The sequence below is a fragment of the Pseudomonas sp. CCI3.1 genome (genome assembly GCF_034313985.1).
Lineage (GTDB): Bacteria > Pseudomonadota > Gammaproteobacteria > Pseudomonadales > Pseudomonadaceae > Aquipseudomonas > Aquipseudomonas psychrophila.
In genome coordinates, this window is the sequence record NZ_JAVIWO010000001.1 from 1,368,148 (window position 1) to 1,390,828 (window position 22,681).

22 protein-coding genes are annotated in these 22,681 nt (G+C 59.3%); 9 read left to right on the plus strand and 13 right to left on the minus strand.

Going from position 1 to position 22,681, the window contains the following annotated elements:
- Positions 1-25 precede the first annotated feature (25 nt).
- Complete coding sequence (locus tag RGV06_RS06225; protein WP_048351573.1) at positions 26-1,228, plus strand: MFS transporter; 1,203 nt, start codon at positions 26-28, stop codon at positions 1,226-1,228.
- Positions 1,229-1,232: 4 nt separating this feature from the next.
- On the opposite strand, the gene RGV06_RS06230 is transcribed toward RGV06_RS06225, so the two are convergent.
- The gene (locus tag RGV06_RS06230; protein WP_322149638.1) at positions 1,233-2,174 is read right to left on the minus strand and encodes a DUF808 domain-containing protein; all 942 of its coding nucleotides are present in this window, start codon (positions 2,172-2,174) and stop codon (positions 1,233-1,235) included.
- Between the two features lie 132 nt (positions 2,175-2,306).
- On the opposite strand from RGV06_RS06230, the gene RGV06_RS06235 reads away from it, so the two are divergent.
- Positions 2,307-2,912, plus strand: coding sequence for a TetR/AcrR family transcriptional regulator (locus RGV06_RS06235; RefSeq protein ID WP_219261031.1), 606 nt, complete (start codon positions 2,307-2,309; stop codon positions 2,910-2,912).
- Positions 2,913-3,045: 133 nt separating this feature from the next.
- Here the strand turns inward: RGV06_RS06235 and RGV06_RS06240 are convergent, their stop codons facing one another.
- Positions 3,046-3,486, minus strand: coding sequence for a GlcG/HbpS family heme-binding protein (locus tag RGV06_RS06240; RefSeq protein WP_048351570.1), 441 nt, complete (start codon positions 3,484-3,486; stop codon positions 3,046-3,048).
- 265 nt (positions 3,487-3,751) lie between these two features.
- Here RGV06_RS06240 and gcl point away from each other — a divergent pair, with 265 nt between their 5' ends.
- From gcl to RGV06_RS06275, 7 genes are all read left to right on the plus strand, one after another.
- Positions 3,752-5,527 (plus strand): glyoxylate carboligase, encoded by a 1,776-nt coding sequence (gene gcl, locus RGV06_RS06245; RefSeq protein ID WP_048351569.1) that lies wholly within the window; start codon positions 3,752-3,754, stop codon positions 5,525-5,527.
- A gap of 51 nt (positions 5,528-5,578) precedes the next feature.
- On the plus strand, positions 5,579-6,361 hold the full coding sequence (gene hyi / locus RGV06_RS06250; RefSeq protein WP_322149639.1) for a hydroxypyruvate isomerase: 783 nt from the start codon (positions 5,579-5,581) through the stop codon (positions 6,359-6,361).
- A gap of 138 nt (positions 6,362-6,499) precedes the next feature.
- A complete protein-coding gene (locus tag RGV06_RS06255) occupies positions 6,500-7,390 on the plus strand; it encodes a 2-hydroxy-3-oxopropionate reductase (RefSeq protein WP_046809691.1) in 891 nt (296 codons plus the stop codon).
- A gap of 137 nt (positions 7,391-7,527) precedes the next feature.
- Entirely contained in the window at positions 7,528-8,427 is a 900-nt protein-coding gene (locus RGV06_RS06260) for an urea transporter (protein ID WP_322149640.1), read from the plus strand.
- A gap of 39 nt (positions 8,428-8,466) precedes the next feature.
- Positions 8,467-9,288, plus strand: a complete 822-nt coding sequence (locus tag RGV06_RS06265; protein WP_019828880.1) for an ion transporter — start codon at positions 8,467-8,469, stop codon at positions 9,286-9,288.
- A 93-nt stretch (positions 9,289-9,381) separates the two neighbouring features.
- Complete coding sequence (locus RGV06_RS06270) at positions 9,382-10,389, plus strand: sulfate ABC transporter substrate-binding protein (RefSeq protein ID WP_019828879.1); 1,008 nt, start codon at positions 9,382-9,384, stop codon at positions 10,387-10,389.
- 294 nt (positions 10,390-10,683) lie between these two features.
- On the plus strand, positions 10,684-12,621 hold the full coding sequence (locus RGV06_RS06275; RefSeq protein ID WP_322149641.1) for a DNA topoisomerase III: 1,938 nt from the start codon (positions 10,684-10,686) through the stop codon (positions 12,619-12,621).
- 3 nt (positions 12,622-12,624) lie between these two features.
- Here RGV06_RS06275 and RGV06_RS06280 read toward each other — a convergent pair whose 3' ends face one another.
- The 11 genes from RGV06_RS06280 to RGV06_RS06330 form a co-directional block, all read right to left on the minus strand.
- Positions 12,625-13,467 carry a PhzF family phenazine biosynthesis protein gene (locus RGV06_RS06280; protein WP_019828877.1) on the minus strand — a complete coding sequence of 281 codons (843 nt, stop codon included), beginning with the start codon at positions 13,465-13,467 and terminating at the stop codon, positions 12,625-12,627.
- A 143-nt stretch (positions 13,468-13,610) separates the two neighbouring features.
- Positions 13,611-13,742: a putative transporter small subunit gene (locus RGV06_RS06285; RefSeq protein WP_019828876.1), complete on the minus strand. Its 132-nt coding sequence runs from the start codon at positions 13,740-13,742 to the stop codon at positions 13,611-13,613.
- Positions 13,724-15,391, minus strand: a complete 1,668-nt coding sequence (locus RGV06_RS06290) for a sodium:solute symporter family protein (protein WP_322149643.1) — start codon at positions 15,389-15,391, stop codon at positions 13,724-13,726. Before RGV06_RS06290 ends, RGV06_RS06285 begins: the two co-directional genes overlap by 19 nt.
- Positions 15,392-16,647: 1,256 nt before the next feature.
- Positions 16,648-17,049, minus strand: a complete 402-nt coding sequence (locus RGV06_RS06295) for a hypothetical protein (RefSeq protein WP_037032771.1) — start codon at positions 17,047-17,049, stop codon at positions 16,648-16,650.
- A 2-nt stretch (positions 17,050-17,051) separates the two neighbouring features.
- Positions 17,052-18,254: a c-type cytochrome biogenesis protein CcmI gene (gene ccmI / locus RGV06_RS06300; RefSeq protein WP_019828873.1), complete on the minus strand. Its 1,203-nt coding sequence runs from the start codon at positions 18,252-18,254 to the stop codon at positions 17,052-17,054.
- Positions 18,247-18,723, minus strand: coding sequence for a cytochrome c-type biogenesis protein (locus tag RGV06_RS06305; protein ID WP_322149644.1), 477 nt, complete (start codon positions 18,721-18,723; stop codon positions 18,247-18,249). Before RGV06_RS06305 ends, ccmI begins: the two co-directional genes overlap by 8 nt.
- Positions 18,720-19,256, minus strand: a complete 537-nt coding sequence (locus tag RGV06_RS06310; RefSeq protein WP_019828871.1) for a DsbE family thiol:disulfide interchange protein — start codon at positions 19,254-19,256, stop codon at positions 18,720-18,722. Before RGV06_RS06310 ends, RGV06_RS06305 begins: the two co-directional genes overlap by 4 nt.
- The gene (locus RGV06_RS06315) at positions 19,253-21,238 is read right to left on the minus strand and encodes a heme lyase CcmF/NrfE family subunit (RefSeq protein ID WP_162488791.1); all 1,986 of its coding nucleotides are present in this window, start codon (positions 21,236-21,238) and stop codon (positions 19,253-19,255) included. The genes RGV06_RS06310 and RGV06_RS06315 overlap by 4 nt, the downstream gene beginning before the upstream one ends.
- Positions 21,238-21,714, minus strand: a complete 477-nt coding sequence (gene ccmE, locus RGV06_RS06320) for a cytochrome c maturation protein CcmE (RefSeq protein ID WP_019828869.1) — start codon at positions 21,712-21,714, stop codon at positions 21,238-21,240. Before ccmE ends, RGV06_RS06315 begins: the two co-directional genes overlap by 1 nt.
- Positions 21,711-21,887 carry a heme exporter protein CcmD gene (ccmD, locus tag RGV06_RS06325; protein ID WP_019828868.1) on the minus strand — a complete coding sequence of 59 codons (177 nt, stop codon included), beginning with the start codon at positions 21,885-21,887 and terminating at the stop codon, positions 21,711-21,713. The genes ccmE and ccmD overlap by 4 nt, the downstream gene beginning before the upstream one ends.
- Positions 21,884-22,642, minus strand: a complete 759-nt coding sequence (locus RGV06_RS06330) for a heme ABC transporter permease (protein ID WP_173667401.1) — start codon at positions 22,640-22,642, stop codon at positions 21,884-21,886. The genes ccmD and RGV06_RS06330 overlap by 4 nt, the downstream gene beginning before the upstream one ends.
- Positions 22,643-22,681 lie beyond the last annotated feature (39 nt).

Here is a 22,681-nt window from a genome sequence, read left to right on the forward strand (position 1 = left end):
CCCCCAATACCGTTCCGGAGCTTGTATGTCTAACCCTTACCGCGAGATTTTCAGTACCCCTGGCACCAAGGCTTTCAGTGGCGCGGGGCTGATCGCACGGATGCCGATTTCCATGGTCGGCATCGGCATCATCACGATGCTTGCACAACTGCACGGCTCCTATTGGTTAGCCGGCGCCGTCGCAGCCACCTTTGCCCTGGCCATGGCCTTGTTGGCCCCGCAAATCTCGCGCTGGGTCGACCGTTACGGTCAAAGCCGGGTATTACCCGGCGTCACTGCCGTTGGCGTTAGCGCCATGCTGGCCTTGTTGCTGTGTAGCCATTTTGCGGCGCCTGACTGGACACTGTTTGTGTTCGCTGCGTTGTCGGGCTGCATCCCGAGCATGCCGGCCATGGTGCGGGCACGCTGGACCGAGCTGTATCGCGGCTCCCCCAAACTGCACACGGCGTTCTCGTTCGAGTCAGTACTTGATGAGGTGAGTTTTATTGTCGGCCCGCCGATTTCCGTGGGGCTGAGCGTGGCGCTGTTTCCGCAAGCCGGGCCACTGGTCGCTGCCATCCTGCTGGCTATCGGCGTTACCGCATTTGTGCTGCAACGCAAAACCGAACCACCGGTACACCCACGCAGCAGCGAACACGGCGGCAGCGTATTGCGTCAGGGCGCCGTGCTGATTTTGCTCATGGCTCTGCTGGGCCTGGGAACGATTGTGGGGACTGTGGACGTGGTCAGCGTGGCCTTCGCTCAACATCAGGGCCAACCCGCCGCTGCAAGCATTGTGCTGTCGGTGTATGCCCTGGGTTCGTGCGTCGCCGGGCTGGTGTTCGGCACACTCAAGTTGAACATGCCACTGCCAAAATTGTTTGTGCTGGGCGCGCTGGCCACTGCGATCACCATGGTGCCGCTGATGTGGGTCGACAGCATCGCCACGCTGGCCGTGGGAATGTTGTTCGCCGGGCTGTTTTTCGCCCCTACCCTGATTACTGCGATGGGTCTGGTGGAAAACATAGTCCCGCCCGCCAAACTGACCGAAGGACTGACCTGGATGATTACCGGTCTGGGCATGGGAGTTGCCCTGGGCGCAGTCGTTGGCGGCTGGGTGATTGACGCCTACGGCCCCCAGACCGGGTTCACAGTGTCGCTGGCGGCCGGGGGCGCCATGCTGCTGTTTGCCGTTCTGGGTTATCGCCTGCTGCAGGACAGCACCTCACCGCGTGCCGTAGCGACCTGACAGCTTAGCTTTTGACCGCGCGCCAGACCTTGCTCACACCAGACACCACCGCCAACACCACCGCGCCGGCAATAATGCCGGCCACGGCGTTGAGCAAAGTCGGCACGATTGCCGAGACCACGCCCAGCCATTGCGCGCTGCTTTGCGCCACGCCTTCAACCCAATGATGCAGCGCCGGTACGCCGTGGGTCAGGATGCCGCCGCCGACCATGAACATCGCCGCCGTGCCAATCACCGACAGGCTTTTCATCATGTAAGGGGCCGTGTTCAGCACCCCGCGACCGAAACTGCGCTGAAAACGGGGCCACACGCCTTCGCCGGTCTTCTTGCTCAAGTACAGGCCAGCGTCGTCGAGTTTGACGATACCCCCTACCAGGCCATACACCCCGATGGTCATCACAATGGCGATCCCCGACAACACCACCACTTGCTGCATCAGCGGTGACTCGGACACGATCCCCAGGGTGATGGCGATGATTTCGGCTGACAAGATGAAGTCCGTGCGCACGGCACCCTTGACCTTGTCCTTTTCATACGCCGCCAGATCGACGTCAGCACCGGCCAATGTGTCATGCAGCGCCTGACGTTCGCCCTGGGCGTCGGCCTTGCTGTGCATAAAGGTGTGAGCGAGCTTCTCGAAGCCCTCGAAACACAGATAAGCACCGCCCACCATCAACAGCGGCGTGACCGCCCACGGCGCAAATGCGCTGATGGCCAGTGCTGCGGGAACCAGGATCAGCTTGTTGCGAAACGAGCCCTTGGCCACGGCCCACACCACCGGTAACTCCCGGTCAGCCCGCACGCCAGAGACCTGCTGGGCATTAAGCGCAAGGTCGTCGCCCAGCACCCCGGCGGTTTTTTTGGCGGCCACTTTGGTCATCAGTGCGACGTCATCGAGTACAGCGGCGATATCGTCGAGCAACATCAGCAAGCTACTGCCAGCCATAGAAAAACGTCCTTTAAGATTGAATGGCCACAAGCATAGCGCGTGCCAGCCCGAAAGCTGCAATCTTGAGCCACTTGCAAGCCCGGTGCTACCATGCCCGACCGCCCCAGCAGGCAAGGACATATCGGGTTTATGAGCAGTATCCGCGAGCGTAATAAAGAACTGATTTTGCGTGCCGCCAGCGAAGAGTTCGCTGACAAGGGTTTCGCCGCCAGCAAAACCAGCGATATCGCGGCCAAGGCAGGCGTGCCCAAGCCCAACGTCTACTACTACTTCAAATCCAAGGAAAACCTCTATCGCGAGGTACTTGAGAGCATTATCGACCCGATTCTGCGGGCTTCGACACCGTTCAATGCCGATGGCGAACCGAACGAAGTGCTGAGCAACTACATCCGCTCAAAAATCCTCATTTCCCGCGACTTGCCGTTTGCCTCCAAGGTGTTTGCCAGCGAGATCATGCACGGCGCCCCGCACCTGAGCGAAAAACAGGTCGAACAGCTCAACGTCCAGGCCAAGCACAACATCGACTGCATCCAGATCTGGATCGACCGTGGCCAGATTGCCCCGATCGACCCCCATCACCTGATGTTCAGCATCTGGGCGGCGACCCAGACCTACGCCGACTTTGACTGGCAGATCACCGCCATCACCGGCAAGGCCAAACTCGAAGACAGCGACTACGAAGCCGCGACCCAGACCATCATCCGGCTGGTGCTCAAGGGTTGTACTCCAGACTGAGCCCCCTTCAAAACCTGTGGGAGCGGGCTTGCTCGCGATGGCATCACCGCGCACTCCTGAGGGACCGCGCCGTTTGCATCGCGAGCAAGCCCGCTCCCACAAGGCCCGCCCCACCTCACTACGGTCTCTGCGTTTAGACCACCACCCCCGCATCCGCCCTCAAGCCCAGTGCCTCGACCGCGTTGATCGCGCACTGCTCGTCGATATCCGAGGTGTCGCCGCTGATGCCGATCGCACCGATCACCTGCCCCGACTCATCACGGATCAACACCCCACCCGGCGCTGGCACCACGTCGCTCTGCCCCATCCCGTTAAGGGCGGCATAAAACGCCGGGCGCTGCTGTGCGTCCAGCGCCAGCAAACGCGAGCCCTTGCCCAGGGCAATCGCGCCCCAGGCTTTGCCAATCGCGATGCTGGGGCGCAGCAAGCTCGCACCATCCTCGCGCTGCAGCGCCAACAGATGCCCGCCACAGTCGAGCACCGCCACCGTTAACGGTGCCGCGCTGATCTGGCGCCCTGTGCTCAAGGCCTGAGCAGTAAGTTCTAAAGCGACTTTCAAGGTTAAAGCACTCATGGTTGCCGTCCTTATCTTGTTATGGAAAGCCTTTCGCGCGTTTTTTCAGGCGCATTCAATACAATCAATAGAACACAATACAAATCTGTTTTGTATACAATTTTTATTGGGCATTAAATCAAAAATCAAACCAAAGACCAGAATGCAGGGCTCCAGAGCCATCAATCACTGAATCAACAAAAGCCATTGACCTGCACGCCGGAGGATGAATACACTCGCTCAACAGCCACTTGTATACAATTACAAAACGTAAGAGGCACAAAAAATGAGCAAAATGAGAGCAATCGAAGCCGCCGTTCTGGTGATGCGTCGCGAAGGTGTCGATACCGCATTCGGTATCCCGGGTGCCGCCATCAACCCGTTGTACTCGGCCCTGCAAAAGGTCGGTGGCATCGATCACGTCCTTGCTCGCCACGTAGAAGGCGCCTCGCACATGGCCGAGGGTTACACCCGCACCAAGGCCGGCAATATTGGCGTGTGCATCGGCACTTCCGGCCCGGCAGGCACCGACATGGTGACGGGCCTCTACAGTGCCTCAGCCGACTCGATCCCTATTCTGTGCATCACCGGCCAAGCACCACGGGCACGGATGCACAAAGAAGACTTCCAGGCCGTCGACATCACCACCATCGTCAAACCCGTCACCAAGTGGTCGACCACCGTGATGGAGCCGGGCCAGGTGCCCTACGCCTTCCAGAAAGCCTTTTACGAAATGCGCTCCGGCCGCCCAGGTCCCGTGCTGATCGACTTGCCGTTCGACGTGCAAATGGCCGAGATTGAATTCGACATCGATGCCTACGAACCGCTGCCACTGGCCAAACCATCGGCAACCCGGCTCCAGGCCGAAAAAGCCCTGGCCTTGCTCGATCAGGCCGAACGTCCGCTGCTGGTCAGCGGCGGAGGCGTGATCAACGCTGACGCCAGTGATCTGCTGGTGGAGTTCGCCGAGTTGACCGGCATCCCGGTCATACCGACGCTGATGGGCTGGGGCACGATTGCTGACGATCACCCGCTGATGGTGGGCATGGTCGGCCTGCAAACGTCCCACCGTTACGGCAACGCCACCCTGCTCAAGTCCGACGTGGTACTGGGCATCGGTAACCGCTGGGCCAACCGCCACACCGGCTCGGTCGACGTTTACACCGAAGGTCGCAAGTTCATACACGTTGATATCGAGCCCACCCAGATCGGCCGCGTCTTCAACCCGGATCTGGGCATCGTTTCCGACGCAGGTTCCGCGCTCAAGGTATTCCTCGAAGTGGCCCGCGAATGGAAAGCCGCCGGCAAGCTGAAAAACCGCAGCGCCTGGCTGCAAGACTGTCAGCAACGCAAAGCCACGATGCAGCGTAAGACTCACTTCGACAACGTGCCGGTCAAGCCCCAGCGCGTGTACGAAGAGATGAACCAGGTGTTCGGCAAAGACACGTGCTACGTCAGCACCATCGGCTTGTCGCAGATCGCCGGCGCGCAGTTCCTGCACGTTTACAAGCCGCGTCACTGGATCAACTGCGGCCAGGCCGGCCCACTGGGCTGGACCATTCCTGCAGCGCTGGGCGTGGTCAAGGCCGACCCGACCCGCAACGTCGTAGCGCTGTCCGGTGACTATGACTTCCAGTTCATGATCGAAGAACTGGCGGTGGGCGCACAGTTCAACCTGCCGTATATCCACGTAGTGGTAAACAACTCCTACCTTGGGCTGATTCGTCAGGCGCAACGCGGTTTCGAAATGGACTACTGCGTGCAGTTGGCTTTCGACAACCTCAACGCACCCGAGCTCAACGGTTATGGCGTAGACCACGTGGCCGTCGTTCAAGGCCTGGGCTGCAAGGCCTTGCGCGTGTTCGAACCCAGTGAAATCCAGCCTGCACTGCGCAAGGCCCAGGAGCTGATCAAGGAGTTCCGTGTGCCCGTGATGGTGGAAATCATCCTGGAGCGCGTGACCAACATTTCGATGGGCACCGAAATTAACGCCGTGAATGAATTTGAAGACTTGGCGCTGGTGGGTAACGATGCACCGACCGCCATTTCGATGCTGGATTAATTGACTGCCCCTCTCTCAGGGAGAGGGGCCACCTATTTGCAGGAGTTCACCATGCCGCGTTTTGCCGCCAACCTGTCCATGCTGTTCACCGAACAGGATTTCCTTGTCCGTTTTCAAGCGGCTGCCAACGCTGGTTTCCATGGCGTTGAATACCTGTTCCCTTACGACTACAGCTCTGCCGAGATCAAGGCGCAGCTCGATGCCAACAAGCTGACCCAAGTGCTGTTCAACCTGCCGGCCGGTGATTGGGCCAAGGGCGAACGCGGGATTGCCTGCCACCCGGATCGGGTTGAGGAGTTCCGTGCCGGGGTCGACCTCGCCATTGCTTACGCGCAAGTACTGGGCAATGACCAGATCAACTGTCTGGCGGGGATTCGCCCACAAGGCGCAGACGAGGTCCTGATCGAAAAAACCTTCGTCAGCAACCTCAAGTACGCCGCCGACAAGCTGCAAGCGGTGGGCATCAAGCTGGTGATGGAGTCGATCAACACCCTCGACATTCCCGGCTTTTACCTGAACAACACGAAGCAGGCCCTGGCCATTCAGGACAAGGTCGGTAGCGCCAACCTGTTCCTGCAATACGACATCTACCACATGCAAATCATGGAGGGCGACCTGGCCCGCACCATGCAAACGCATCTGCCGCAGATCAACCATATCCAGCTGGCCGACAACCCCGGCCGCCACGAACCGGGTACCGGCGAAATCAACTACCGCTTCCTGTTCGATCACCTGGACCGCATTGGCTATCAGGGCTGGGTGGGTTGCGAATACAAGCCACTGACCAGCACCGAAGCCGGTCTGGCGTGGCTCAAGACTCATAACGCGGTGTAACTCTGTGGGAGCGGGCTTGCTCGCGATGGCAACGACGCGGTGTACCTGTCACTCCACAGCGCTCCCCTCGCGAGCAAGCCCGCTCCCACATCAGCCCACCTACTCTGAATCGCCTTAAGAAAAACAAGAGGATTTGTCATGGCTAAAATCGGATTTATCGGCACAGGCATCATGGGTTCGCCTATGGCCAGCAACCTGCAAAAGGCCGGGCACAGCCTGTTTCTATCGACCCATCACGGCGCCGCACCGGCCGATCTGGTCGCCGCCGGCGCAATCGCCCTGGCCAGCCCTCGTGAAGTCGCCCAGGAAGCCGAGTTCATCATCGTGATGGTGCCGGACACCCCTCAGGTCGAAGACGTACTGTTCCGTGAAGACGGTATCGCGGCAGGTCTGAGCCCGAACAAGGTCGTGATCGACATGAGCTCGATCTCGCCGACAGCAACCAAAGCCTTCGCTGAAAAAATCAACGCCAAGGGCGCGCAGTACCTGGACGCGCCAGTGTCTGGCGGTGAAGTCGGCGCCAAGGCCGGCAGCCTGAGCATCATGGTCGGCGGTGACGAAAAAACCTTCGCCCGCGCCCTGCCCCTGCTCCAGAGCATGGGTAAAAACATCACCCTGGTCGGCGGCAATGGTGACGGTCAAACCGCCAAGGTAGCGAATCAGATCATCGTTGCCCTGAACATTCAGGCAGTGGCAGAAGCGCTGGTGTTTGCCGCAAAAAACGGGGCTGACCCGGCCAAGGTTCGCGAAGCACTGATGGGGGGGTTTGCTTCGTCAAAAATCCTTGAAGTCCACGGCGAGCGCATGATCAAGGGCACCTTTGATCCGGGTTTCCGCATCAGCCTGCACCAGAAGGACCTCAACCTGGCCCTGGCGGGCGCCCGCGAACTGGGGATCAACCTGCCCAACACCGCCAACGCCCAGCAAGTGTTCAGCACCTGCGCCGCCATCGGTGGCAGCAACTGGGACCACTCGGCGCTGATCAAGGGCCTGGAACACATGGCCAACTTCTCGATTCGCGACAAGTAATCTGCACGACTTCTGCAGAGAAACTTCAGTCGTGGGAGTGAGCCTGCTCGCGAAGGACGTTCGCGAGCAGGCTCGCTCCCACCCATAGTTTCTACAGGGTTTACGGGTTCCAACCGCCACACTGCGTAGCCATCACCATGAGCTCACATCCCTGTCCCGACTGGGCGACTGCCCTGTGCGCCGGTTTCAGCCAAATCTTCCTTCAACGCCATCCACTGTGCGGGGTGATGTGCCTGCTGGCGATTTTGCTCAGTGCGCCCACCCTGCTCGGTGGCGCCTTGCTGGGCGGTGTTGCGGGGCTCCTTACCGCGCAACGCCGCGACTACCCCAAAGCCGAACGCCAGGCAGGCCTCTACAGTTACAACGGCATCTTGCTGGGGTTGCTATTGAGCCATCAACTGGAATGGTCGGCCCTGCTGCCTTTGCTGATTATCGCGAGCGCCGGGTTGAGCACCATGCTCGTCCACCAATGGTTAAAACGCGCCGCCCATGGGCAAAGCCTGATGGCCTATACCGCGCCGTTCGTGGCTATTGGCTGGATTTTGCTGCACGTCAACAACGCCTCTGCCACTGCCTTGAACCACGATCAGACCGTCAACAGCCTGACGCTGATACAAGGCCTGTTCAAAGGCGTAGCCCAAGTCATGCTGTTGCAGCATCCAATTGCCGGGCTGCTGATTGTCCTCGGCGTGTGGCTGAGCAGCACGCGGGCAGCACTCTGGGCCATCACGGGGTCTTTGGCGGGTCTGGCATTCGGCCTGTATCAACAGGATACGGCTGGCGCATTGAGCGGTCTGGCGGGTTATAACCCGGCACTCGCCGCATTGGCCCTGAGCCAGCAACGACGGCGGCCCTGGCTTCCACTGGTCGGCATCATCGCCACCCTGTTGCTCACACCCGGATTTATCGCCCTGGGGCTGGCGCCATTAACCGCACCGTTTATTCTCAGTTGCTGGCTGGTGCATGCCAGCATTCGGATACTCAGCCCCCAGGCGCCCGATGCAGAAGAACAATGCAGGTTGCGCATTGAGCGTTAATACTCGAACCTTCTGACATTTGGGCATCGAGCAACCTGCATGGATAACAAGGATTGGCGTCAACGCCTGTACGTCATGGTCTTCCAGGCCGACACCCCCGCGGGCCGACGTTTTGATACCGCGCTGCTGCTGATCATCATGTGCAGCCTGGTGGTGGTGGTGCTCGACAGCATCAACAGCATTCACCGCGACTACGCCAACCTGCTGGCCTATATCGAGTGGGGCTTTACCTTTGTATTTGCCATCGAGTATGGCCTGCGCCTGTACTGCTCACCCAAACCACTGCGTTACGCCTTCAGTTTTTACGGGCTGGTGGATTTGCTGGCCATCGTGCCGGGGATTCTGGCGATCTATTACAGCGACGCGCAGTACCTGCTGATCATTCGTATCATCCGCATGCTGCGTATTTTCCGCATCCTCAAACTGCGACCCTACCTGAGCCAGGCCAACTACCTGCTCTCGGCCCTGCGTGGCAGCAAGCAAAAGATCATCGTGTTTCTGGTCAGCGTCTCGACTCTGGTGACGGTGTTTGGCAGCCTGATGTACGTGGTCGAAGGCCCGGAAAACGGTTTTACCAGCATCCCGGTCAGCATTTACTGGGCCATCGTTACCCTGACCACAGTCGGCTTTGGTGACATCGTGCCCAAAACCGTACTGGGGCAAATCATCTCGGCCATGGTCATGATCACGGGCTACTCGATCATTGCCGTGCCCACCGGCATCTTTACCGCAGAACTGGCCAACGCCATGCGCGGCGAACAGCTCAAGCACGACTGCCCCACCTGCAAGAAGAACAACCACGAACCCTCGGCTTCTTTTTGTTCACGCTGTGGCAATGCTCTCTTTACTAAAAATGCATAACCACAGCACTTTTTAATCTTTTAAGGACTATGCGCCAACCGCTATAGTTGCTGGCAAATTGCCCTTATTGCTCCCTATAACAAGGAATTCGCAGTGAAAAAACTCTTTGGTGCTTCAATTCTGGCCGTAGGCCTGGCCCTGGGCAGCGTTGCTCACGCAGCCACCCCTCCGCCGTTGCTGAACGTGTCCTACGACGTGATGCGTGACTTCTACAAGGACTACAACGCGGCCTTCCAGAAGCACTGGGCACAAGAGCACAACGGCGAAAAGCTCAACATACAAATGTCCTTCGGCGGCTCCAGCAAACAGGCCCGTTCGGTAATCGATGGCCTGCCGGCAGACGTGATCACCATGAATATGGCCACCGACATCAACGCGCTGGCGGACAACGGCAAACTGGTCCCGGAAAACTGGGTCACACGCCTGCCTGACAACAGCGCGCCGTTCACCTCGGCCACTGTGTTTATCGTGCGCAAAGGCAACCCAAAAGCCCTGAACGACTGGCCTGACCTGCTCAAGGACGGTGTTCAGGTGATCGTGCCCAACCCGAAAACCTCGGGCAACGGCCGCTACACCTTCCTTTCGGCGTGGGGTTATGTGCTGAAAAACGGCGGTGACGAAACCAAGGCCAAGGACTTTGTCGCCAAGCTGTTCAAGCAAGCTCCGGTACTCGACACCGGCGGCCGTGCAGCTACCACCACCTTCATGACCAACCAGATCGGTGACGTGCTGGTGACCTTCGAAAACGAAGCTGAAATGATCGCCCGTGAATTTGGCCGCGACCAGTTCGAAGTGATCTACCCAAGCGTATCGGCCGAAGCCGAACCGCCAGTGACCGTGGTCGACAAAGTGGTCGACAAAAAAGGCACCCGCGCAACAGCCGAAGCCTACCTGAAGTACCTGTGGTCGCCTGAAGGCCAGGAAATCGCTGCCAACAACTACCTGCGCCCACGGGACAAGGCAGTGCTGGACAAGTACAACGACCGCTTCCCGAAAGTCGACTTCCTGTCGGTTGAGAAAACCTTCGGTGACTGGCGCGACGTGCAGAAAAAGTACTTCAACGACGGTGGCGTTTTCGATCAGATCTATAACGGTCAATAATCCCCGCCTCCTGTGGGAGCAACTGTCTTGCTCCCACAGGATTTACTCGTAGCATCTGCCGTAGGGACGAGGCTGCGTTCGACGACGCAGTCGTCGCAGAATCAGGCACTGGGGTGTACCCGTTACATCCAATTCTCAGAATTTACGATCGCTTCGCAATCGAACGTAGCCTCGTCCCTTCGGCAACGGCTACTCAACAATTAAACCTGTACATATCAACAGTAAAAACACTTGCCCTCGCGCCCGTCTCTGCCCATGCTGTGCGTCTTCTGCGCACCCTGAATGAGTTGAGCGATGCGGTTGTTTTTGTGTGAAAAACCCTCCCAGGCCAAAGATATCGCTGCCGTACTCGGTGCCAGCCGACGCGGAGACGGCTGCTGGGTCGGGCCCAATGCCACCGTCACCTGGTGCATCGGCCACCTGCTCGAAACCGCCCCGCCCGACGCCTACGACGAGCGCTACAAGCGCTGGGTACTGGCCGACCTGCCGATCATTCCCGACAAATGGAAAATGCGCGTCAAGCCCAAGACCGCCAGTCAGTTCAAGGCCGTCAAGCGCCTGCTGGGTGAAGCCAGCGAACTGGTGATCGCCACCGACGCCGACCGTGAAGGCGAGATGATCGCCCGCGAACTGATCGAGCACTGCCGCTATCGCGGCCCGATCCAGCGCCTGTGGCTGTCAGCCCTGGACGACGCCTCCATTCGCAAGGCCCTGGCCGCACTCAAACCGGGGGCCGAAACCTTCAACCTCTACCATTCGGCACTGGGCCGCTCGCGGGCCGACTGGTTGATCGGCATGAACATGAGCCGCCTGTTCACCCTGCTCGGGCGCCAGTCCGGCTATCAGGGCGTGTTGCCAGTGGGCCGGGTGCAAACCCCGACGCTGCGGCTGGTGGTCGACCGGGATCGCAGCATCAGCGACTTCATCCCCGTGGCCTACTGGGCCATTGATGTGCAACTAAAACACGAGGGGCAGTTGTTCACCGCGCAATGGCGCGCTGATCCCGACACGTGCGACGACCAGGACCGTTGCCTCAACCAGGCCCATGCGCAGCAGGCTGCCGCGGCGATCAACAGCGCCAGCAGCGCCCGGGTGACCACGCTGCGAACCGAGCGCATGCGTGAAGTGGCGCCGTTGCCGTTCGACCTCGGCACCCTGCAAGAGGTGTGTTCAAAAAAACTCGGCCTCGGCGCTCAGGAAACCCTCGACGTCGCCCAGGCACTGTACGAAACCTACAAAGTGATCACCTACCCGCGCAGCGATTGTGGCTACCTGCCGCAAAGCCAGCACAGCGAAGCACCGTCGATCCTGGCGGCATTGCAGCAGGCAGACCCGACACTGGGAGCGCTAGCCGGGTATCTGGACCCTCAGCGCCGCTCACGGGCCTGGAACGACGCCAAAGTCAGCGCCCACCACGGCATCATTCCTACCGCGGCAGCGAAAAACCTTGAGCGTCTGAGCGGCAAACACCGCGCCGTGTATACGCTGATTCGCGCACGCTACCTGGCGCAATTTCTGCCCAATCACGAGTACGACCGCACCCAGGCCGACTTCGATTGTGCAGGTCAGCACTTGCGTGCCGTGGGCAAACAGATCGTTGAACCCGGCTGGAAGCGCGCGCTGCCCGAAGCCCTGGCTCCGGCAAAAGGCCGCGAAGCCCCAGCGCCACAACCTTTACCGATAATGCGCGAAGGCCTGGACTGCGCAATTTCGGCGGTCAACCTCAAAGACCTGTGGACCCAGCCACCCAAGCCTTTCACTGAAGGCGATCTGATCAAGGCGATGAAAAACGTCGCCAAGCTGGTGCAAGATCCGCTGCTCAAGCAAAAGCTCAAGGACACCACGGGCATCGGCACCGAAGCCACCCGGGCCGGAATCATCCAGGGCTTGCTGGACCGCGGCTACCTGATCAAAAACGGCAAGGCCCTGGCTGCCACGGCGCCCGCCTTCAGCCTGATCGACGCCGTGCCCCGCGCCATCGCCGACCCCGGCACCACGGCCATCTGGGAACAGGCACTGGACATGGTGCAAAGCGGCGAGATGACCCTCGACGTATTCGTCGCCAAGCAGGCGGCCTGGATGAGCAAGCACATCGAGCGCTGCAGCGCCCTGACGCTGACCATCAGCGGCCCTGCCAGCCCGGCGGGTGCAGCACCTGCCTGGAAAAAGAAGCGCAAGGCCGCAACCGGCAAGGCCAAGCCAAAACGCGCGGTGAAAGCCAAAGGGGCATGAATGTTAAAGCGTGAGTTGCCCCGAAATACAGGTCACGGCTGAACCGCCCACCCAGATATCATCGCCAACCTGTTCGATGGAGACGCGCCCCGCTCGCCCCATGGCCGTGCCCTGACTGGCCACATAGTGTGCCGGCGCAAGGCCGTCGCCGATCAGCCACTGGGCCAGCCCGGCGTTCAGACTGCCAGTGACCGGGTCTTCGGGCATGCCTTCACCGGCACAAAACGCACGCACTTCAAACTGAGCTTCATCCCCATGGCGCTCGACGCTCCAGGGAGCGACCACGCCAATGGACAGGCCAAGCAATTGTGCATAATCAGGGTTTAAAGCCAGTACCTGCTCACGGTCGTGCAGCATCAGCGCTACCCAGCCCGGGCCGTTGTCGACCCAACGCGCCAGCGCCACAGCCTTGGACTGTATGCCCAGGCCACCGCAGATACGTTGCAACAACTCATCCTCGACAGCGCCATCACGCAACAAAGGCGGTGCTGTAAAGGCCAGTTGCTCCCCGTCGCGGCGGATTCTGATCAAGCCCGCGCTGCATTCCTGAATGATTTCTTCACCCTTGGGCTCGCCCCCGGTTTCCAGCCAGGCATGACAACTACCCAGCGTCGGGTGCCCGGCAAACGGCAGTTCGTGAAGGGTGGTGAAAATGCGCAGGCGGTAATCCGCTTCAGGATTTTGCGGTTTCAGTACGAAGGTGGTTTCACTCAGATTGGTCCAGCGCGCAAAGTCGGCCATCTGCCCGTCGGTCAGACTGTCAGCGTTCAACACCACAGCGACCGGATTGCCCTTGAGTGCAACCGTACTGAAGACATCAACTTGCTTGAATTCAAATAGGCTCATGGCCAGCTCCTGATAACGACCAGAAGCACCCTACACAATCCGGGGAAATATCGCGCGTTTTGTAACTGCTGCAGAAACACAAAAGCCGCGATCGGCTTTACAAGCAGATCGCGGCTTCCTCGTTTCAAACGCTGTTACACGGGTTAAACCAGATCCGTACCGTCACGCTTCGCCTTGCGCATGTCGCGCCACAGGCTGACGCACAGTGTCACCATCACCGTGGCCGCGATGGCCGGCCAGATCAATACGTAAGCAGTCAAAGCGAAACTGGACATGGGGAGGCTCCGTTTACAGTGTCAGGTTCAGCGTCGTGGTGAAACGCCACCACCCGCTCGTTGATGCAGTCAAAATCAAATGTCTGGTTGGAACGTAAACTCACCAGCACACACACCACCGTACTGACGCCATAGGCCGTCAGTGAGCTGAGCAGTACCGGGTAATCACGTAAAAAACCAAACGCAAAGGGCGCAAACACCATAAAGGCCAGCGCACCCAGCACAAACCCGGCGCGCTTACCCAAAAAGCCGAATGCCATCAGTCCGATCACCACCCCGCCGCCAATCGAAGCGCAGAGTTCGAAAAACAGTGCCACCACCCCTTGCATCTCCAGCAGCTCGAACCGCGCCACCAAAAACATCACAAAGCCTGCGATTGCCGCACTGGTAAACGCTGCATTGGTGATCCGTTCCCAATACAGACTGGCGATGACAGGGAACACGATGGCACCCCACAGCGCACCGACAAAAATCAGCATGGTTAATATGTCGAGTTTCATACTGGCAAAAATCATTGCCAGCATTGTCGCCAGCACCATGGTCAGGCGCCCGACAAACAACATGGTTTTGGGGTTTGGCTTGCCCTTGGCGATGTTCTTGCCATACACGTCGGTCATGACCAGCGCCGACAATGCGGACAGATCCGAATCGGCAGTGGATGACAGCGAACCAATCACCATGATGAAAAACAGCCCCACCGCAAACGGCGGCAAGTAGGTCGACGCCATTTGCGGGATCAAGTTATTGAGGTCGCCATCCAGCGGTTCGATACCGGCCAGCAACGCCAGAAAGCCCAGCATGCCGAGCCCGATCACGATCGAGGCATAACCGATGGTGGCCGTGACAAAGGTCGACTTCATCAAGTCCTCACGCACCGCAAACAGGCGCTGGGCGATGGTCTGGTTACCGATGGCGTAGGCCAGCACGGCCACGAAGTACGGTGCACCCTGTTCAAGAATCGCGGTTTTGGAATAGAAACTGGCTTGCTCGGGCGTGATTTTCGGCATGCCCTGGGTGAAGATTTCCGGCCCGCCCAGCTGGAAGAAAATAATCGGAATAATCACCACGGCAGCGAAGATCATGGCGAACAACTGACCGAAATCCGTGAGTACCGACGAGCGAAACCCCGACCAGATGGTGTAGGTAAGAATCCCGACACCCGCAATCAAAACCCCGTGGGTGAAACTCAGTGGCGAGAGTACTGCCACCAACGCCCCGGCGGCGGTGAAGTTGACCATCAGGCTGATGAGGCTGCCTACAATATTGGAACCCGCCAGAATCATCTGGCTCGAGCGCCCGTGCCGGGCATGCATGATTTCAGCAAGCGTGTGAGCCTTGGGTGCCAGTTGCCGAAATCGCCGGCCAAAAGGGTAAATGAACAAGATCATCAGCGCGCCCCAGAAGCCGTAGTGCAGCGCCCCCGAGATCCCGAATTTGTAACCCGCAGTGGCGGCGGCATAAAACGATGCCGCCCAGATCCAGGTCGCCGTCATGCTGGCGGCTGACATGCCAAAACCGATGGAGTTATTGGAAACCATATAACCGTCGACATTTTCTTCCTTGCGACCCACGCGCAAAGAGACCAGAAACGTCAGGCCATAAAAGCAGAACATAAGCAGCAACACAGTGAGGGTGGAAAGTTGAAACATTCCTTTCTCCTTTTTATGTGCGCGCAATCGCCACTGACGCAACGAAAGGCCAAAAAACGGCAAGCGCAACAACCCGGAATTCCTGACAGGCAGGCGATAACAGACAGAGGTCCGTGGGTTGTCAGAGTGATGGCTGGCAAGTGACGGAACGCAAGAGGCGTCCCACGTCAAAAGGTAAAGCGTGCGCTAGCACGTTGAACCCGGTGCTTGCAGCAATGGCCGGCGTGTGCCGGAAGATAAGTCCTACATCAGAAGCGTAAAGCCCTGACGCGAACGGATAGGAAGTATACAGATTTGGGCGTGAAACTGTTCGTTCAAACTAAACCGTGGGAGCGAGCCTGCTCGCGAAGGCAGTAAGCACTGGCTTTTGTTAACGCCCTTCGCGAGCAGGCTCGCTCCCACAGAGGTCGCCGTTTTGCGTTACTTGAACTGCCGGCTCAGCCCTGGCGGTACGCCGCTGATGTCAGTCTCTTCCCAAGGCCCGTTGGCGGTAGAAGACGTATTTGGGCGTGAAACTGTTCGTTCAAACTAAACCGTGGGAGCGAGCCTGCTCGCGAAGGCAGTAAGGACTGGCTTTTGTTAACGCCTTTCGCGAGCAGGCTCGCTCCCACAGAGGTCGCCGTTTTGCGTTACTTGAACTGCCGACTCAAACCCGGCGGTACGCCGCTGATGTCAGTCTCTTCCCACGGCCCGTTGGCGGTAGAAGACGTATTTGGGCGTGAAACTGTCCGTTCAAACTAAACCGTGGGAGCGAGCCTGCTCGCGAAGGCAGTAAGCACTGGCTTTTGTTAACACCCTTCGCGAGCAGGCTCGCTCCCACAGAGGTCGCCGTTTTGGGTTACTTGAACTGCCGACTCAGCCCCGGTGGTACACCGCTGATGTCGGTCTCTTCCCACGGCCCGTTGGCGGTAGAAGACGTATTTGGGCGTGAAACTGTCCGTTCAAACTAAACCGTGGGAGCGAGCCTGCTCGCTAAGGCAGTAAGCACTGGCTTTTGTTAACGCCTTTCGCGAGCAGGCTCGCTCCCACAGAGGTCGCCGTTTTGCGTTACTTGAACTGCCGGCTCAGTCCTGGCGGTACGCCGCTGATGTCAGTCTCTTCCCAAGGCCCGCTGGCGGTAGAAGACGTATTTGGGCGTGAAACTGTCCGTTCAAACTAAACCGTGGGAGCGAGCCTGCTCGCGAAGGCAGTAAGCACTGGCTTTTGTTAACGCCTTTCGCGAGCAGGCTCGCTCCCACAGAGGTCGCCGTTTTGCGTTACTTGAACTGCCGACTCAAACCCGGCGGTACGCCGCTGATGTCAGTCTCTTCCCAAGGCCCGTTGGGGCTTACCGAACGGCTCCAGCCGTTGTCCCAGCGGTAGTAGGCACGCTGGCGGTAGAAGATGTTGGTCTGGTTATCCAGCACGTACACGCCCATGCGCGCATCCCAATGGCTCGGGCCACCCGGCGGCGGCGCAAAGGTGGCCGAAGTACGCGGCAACGGTTTTGGCGGCTTGGGGATGGGCATGTCCGGCAGGGGTTTGCCGGAGGGCTGGGGCGACGGTTGCGGCATCGGCATCGGTGTTGAAGGCGCTGTCGGTTCGTAAGGCTGATTTACCGCACAGGCGCTCAGGCCTAAAGCCAGTGTGAGCAAGGTGATGCGTGCAAGTGGATGCATTTCTATTTATCCGGGCTGTCGATGGTCAGTTGTTGCAGCTCTTTGGTGCTGCTGGACAACGGCTGGCTACGCCCTACCCACTCGCCCGCCGTCGGCTGACCAGCACGGGAGATGCGTGCCATCAATTGGACTTCAGGAAAGTTGGACAGTTTCAATTGCGGCATCATTGCGTCCACGTCCCCCAGTTCAACGGTGATCGGCAGGTCCGCCACAGTCACACGCTTGACCGCCAGAGGGGCCGGAGGGCCGGACACGGCACGGGCAAAAATGAAGACGCTATCACCCGGCAGCGCGCTGGCTTTCACCGCGTCGGCCAAGTCAACGTTCACCTTGATCGAGGCCTGGGCCTTGGCGACAGGCGCCGCTTCAACCTTGCCACCGCTGGCCAGCAACTGCTCACGGGCTTTGGCAATACCGCCTTCGAGGGCAGAACGTGAAGCATCGCCTTCGGGCAGCTCGTCCATCAAACGCTGCCAGTAGCCAATGGCCTCCTGGTAGCGCTGATCTTCAAAAGCGGCAATGCCCAACAGGCCAAGGCTGGTGACTTCTTTCGGGTCAGCCTTCAAGGCTTCGTCGGTCAGCGCCTGAACCTTGTCGCTCCATTTTTTATCGTCGGCAAAGTACTGCGCCTGAGCCCACTGGCCCAGCAGTTCGGGCTGACGCCCGGCCAGGTTGGCAGCGCGCTCAAACACTTTGGCCGCATCGCCCGGACGGTTTTGCGCCATATAGGCACGGCCCAGGAAGTACAGGCCTTCGGCCGACTCCGGTTGCGCCACGGCGGCACGCTCAAGGCGCGCAACCATTTCTTCAAGGGATTGCGGCGGCTGCGAGAACTCGCGGGTCAGTTCGACCTTGTCGCTGGAGCCAAAGTGCAGGTACAGCCCCAAACCCAATACCGGCACCAGCACGGCTGCCAGTAATGGAATGGCCTTGCCGAGACTGGACACCCGTCCCGGAGCAACGCCTTCAGTGTCAGCCAGCAATTCGCGGGCAGCTTCGGCGCGACCGGTTTCAAATTGCTCGGGGGTCAAAGCACCCTCTTCGCGCTGCAACTGCAACTCGGCGACGCGCTCCTGGTACAGCGCGACATTCAGTGCGGTGCGGTCTTCTTCGCGCTGGGCGCGACGACCACGCAATACCGGGATCAATAAAAAGCTGAGGGCGATCAGTAGCAGCAAGCCGGCTGCGAGCCAGAAATCAATCATCTTTGGTTTTATCCAGCAAAGTGTCGAGGCGCTTGCGCTCATCGACAGAAAGTGTGTCCGGGCCGTCGGTCTGCTCTGTGCGACGACGGCGCCCTACGATGACGCCAATCACCACCATACCTCCCACCAGCAGGGCTAGCGGGCCAAACCAGAGCACTGCCGTCTTGCTGGTCAGGGCCGGTTTATAGAGCACGAAATCGCCGTAGCGGGCGACCATGAAATCGAGGATCTGCTGGTTGTCCTTGCCCTCGCCCAGCATGCGGAAGATCTCGCGGCGCAGGTCAGTGGCAATCGGTGCGTTGGAATCGGCAATGTCCTGATTCTGGCACTTGGGGCAGCGCAGTTCCTTGGTCAGTTCGCGAAAACGTTCGCGCTCGGCGTCGTTGGCAAACTCATAGGTGTCGATGGCGGCATGGGCAACACCCGTCAACGTCAACCCGAATACCACAGCGGCTAACCAGCGCTTCATGGTTTGGCCTCGTCAACCAGTGCCTGATATTTACCCGCAAGCTGCTCGCGCCACACGGTTTCGTCGATCACACCGACAAATTTGTGACGAATGATGCCCTGGCTGTCGATCAGGAATGTCTCGGGGGCACCGTACACACCGAGGTTCAAGCCCAGGGAGCCGTCAGCATCGTTGATGTCCAGCAGGTATGGGTTGTGGAATTCCTTGAGCCACTTTTTCGCGTCTGCGTTGACGTCCTTGTAGTTCACGCCATAGATCACCACACCCTGCTCGGCCAGCTTGGTCAACATCGGGTGTTCGACCCGGCACGAAATGCACCAGGTGGCCCACACGTTAACCAGCGCGGGCTTGCCCTTGAGGTCAGCTTCGGTCAGGACTTTGTCGCCCTCGACTGCAGGCAGACTGAATGCCGGGAACGGCTTGTCGATCATCGCCGACGGCAACTCGGTCGGGTCCAGGTACAAGCCTTTGTAGAGAAACCACGCCATGCCCAAAAAAGCGGCCAGCGGGACCAGCATTAACCAACGTCTCATGCCGTGGCTCCTGTCATGCCCAATGCTTCACGCACGCGGCTTTTAACCTTGACCCGGTAGCGACGGTCCATCGCTGCCAGCAACCCACCAAAACCTGTGAGCAGACCGCCGAACCAGATCCAGCGCACAAACGGCTTCACATGCACCCGCACCGCCCAGGCGCCATCGCCCAAAGGCTCGCCCAGCGCGACGTAAAGGTCACGAGTGAAACCGGCGTCGATCCCGGCTTCGGTCATCATCGAGTTCTGCACCGTGTAAAGTCGTTTTTCCGGGTGCAGCACGCTGACTTCCTTGCCGTTGCGGATAACCCGCACGGTGCCTTTGTCTGACGTGAAGTTAGGGCCCTGGAAGTGCTTGGCACCTTCAAAGATGAACTGATAACCGCCCAACTCCATCGACTGGCCTGGCGCCAGGCGCAAGTCACGTTCGGCACTGTTCTGGCTCGACAAGACCACACCCAGGGCGCACACCGCGATACCCAGGTGGGCGATCTGCATGCCCCAGTAACTGCGGGTCAGGCTGCGAACGCCTTTGACCAGGCCTTTGTGCCGGGTTTTATCCCCGATGTCGCGAACCCCGGCCAGCAGCACCCAGGCCGCCAGCATGAAGGTGGTAATCACCGCCCAGTTGAAGTCGCCATAGGCAACACCCGCAATCGCCGCCAGCGCTGCGCTGCCCAGCAATACCGGGGTCAGCATGCCCAGCAGCCATTTGACCGGGGTGTCTTTCCAGCGCACCAGCATGCCCACTGCCATCACCACCATCAGCAGCCCCATCAACGGAATGAACAATGCGTTGAAGTACGGCGGGCCCACCGACATTTTGGCGCCACTGATGGCATCCAGAATCAGCGGGTACAACGTGCCGAGCAGAATCATCGACGCGGCCACCACCAACACCAGGTTATTGCCCAGCAGCAAGGTTTCACGCGACCACAGCTTGAAGCTGACGTGGCTCTTGACCACCGGCGCACGTAACGCGAACAGGGTCAGCGAACCGCCCACCACAAACAGCAGGAAGATCAGGATAAACACGCCGCGCTCAGGGTCGGAGGCGAACGCATGCACCGAGGTCAGCACGCCGGAACGTACCAGGAAGGTGCCCAGCAGACTCAGCGAAAACGCGGCAATGGCCAGCAACACGGTCCAGCTTTTGAACACACCGCGTTTTTCGGTTACAGCCAGCGAGTGAATCAGTGCAGTACCCACCAGCCACGGCATGAACGAGGCGTTCTCCACCGGGTCCCAGAACCACCAGCCGCCCCAGCCAAGTTCGTAGTAAGCCCACCACGAACCCAGGGTGATGCCGATACCCAGGAAGGCCCACGCCACGATGGTCCACGGACGGGACCAACGCGCCCATGCGGCGTCCAGTCGACCACCGAGCAAGGCGGCAATGGCGAAGGCAAACGCCACGGAGAAACCGACATAACCCATGTACAGCATCGGCGGGTGAACAATCAGGCCGATATCCTGCAGCAGCGGGTTAAGGTCATTACCGTCCGAAGGAATCTGTGGCAGCAAACGTACGAAAGGGTCTGAGGTCAGGATCAAAAACAGCAGGAAGCCCACGCTGATCATGCCCATGATCGCCAACACCCGCGCCAGCATCACCTGCGGCAATTGCCGGGAGAAGATCGAAACGGCGAAGGTCCAGCCACCCAGAATCATGGCCCACAACAGCAGCGAACCTTCGTGGGCGCCCCACACGGCACTGAACTTGTAATACCACGGCAGCGCACTGTTGGAGTTGCTCGCCACGTACGCCACCGAGAAATCATCGGCCATAAAGGCATAGGTCAGGCAGGCGAACGAGAACAACAAGAAAGCGAACTGCCCCCAGGCGGCGGGTTGCGCCAGGCTCATCCACAATTTGTCGCCGCGCCAGGCGCCCAGCAGCGGCACGATGGCCTGCACAATGGCAAAGCACAGCGCCAGAATCATGGCCAGATGGCCCAATTCAGGAATATAGAGTCCAGACATCAGTACTTAACCTCTTTCGCCGGTGCTGAGTTGCCCGGTACAGGCGCGGACAGGCCACTTTCATTCAGCGCCTTGGTCACTTCAGGTGGCATGTATTTTTCGTCGTGCTTGGCCAGCACTTCATCGGCCACCACCACGCCCTGGGCATTGAGCTTGCCCAGCGCGACGATGCCCTGCCCTTCACGGAACAGATCCGGCAGGATGCCGCGATACGTGATGGTCACGGATTTGTTGAAATCGGTGACCACAAACTGCACGTCCAGCGAATCACCCGTGCGCTTGAGCGATCCGGCTTCAACCATGCCGCCGGCACGAATACGGGTATCCAGTGGCGCTTCGCCATTAGCGATTTGAGTCGGGGTGTAGAACAGGTTGATGTTCTGCTGCAAGGCGCTCAGGGCAAGGGCCACGGCAGCACCCACCCCCACCAGAATCGCCAGGATGATGATCAAACGTTTTTTACGCAGCGGATTCACTTCACATTCTCCCGACGCAAACGACGCGCCTCTTGTTGCAAATAACGTCGACGCGCCATGATCGGCAACGCCACGTTCAACGCCAGTACCGCCAGGCAAATGCCGTAGGCCGACCAGACATACACCCCGTGATGGCCCATGGCGATGAACTCACCAAAAGAAGCAAAACTCATCGCGCGCCCTCCAGTGCCTTCAACACCTCAGCCTTGACCCAACTGCTGCGAGCCTCGCGCTTGAGCACTTCCAGGCGCATGCGCAACAGCAGCACCGCGCCAAAGAAGCAATAAAAGCCCACCACTGTCAGCAGCAGCGGCATCCACATTTCCATGGGCATGGCCGGCTTTTCGGTGAGGGTGAACGTCGCACCTTGATGCAGGGTGTTCCACCACTCCACCGAGTACTTGATGATCGGAATATTGATCACGCCAACAATCGCCAACACCGCACAGGCCTTGGCCGCGCTGTCGCGGTTGGTGATGGCATTGCCCAGGGCAATCAAGCCGAAGTACAGAAACAGCAGGATCAGCATCGAGGTCAGGCGCGCATCCCAGACCCACCACGAGCCCCAGGTCGGCTTGCCCCAAACGGCGCCGGTGACCAGCGCCACGGCGGTCATCCAGGCACCGATGGGCGCAGCCGCCTGTAGCGCAACGTCGGCGATCTTCATCTTCCAGACCAGACCCACCACGCCGCACACCGCCAACATCACATAGCAGGACTGCGCCAGCATGGCGGCCGGAACATGGATATAAATGATCCGGAAACTGTTGCCTTGCTGGTAGTCCGGCGGTGCAAACGCCAGGCCCCAGACCACCCCGCAGGTGATCAGCAACACGGCGGCAATGCTTAACCACGGCAACAGCCGCCCACTGATGGCATAGAACCATTTGGGCGAGCCGAGTTTGTGAAACCAAGTCCAGTTCATCACGCTGTTTCCATCACGGTGCCGGTCACGACGGGTTGAGTG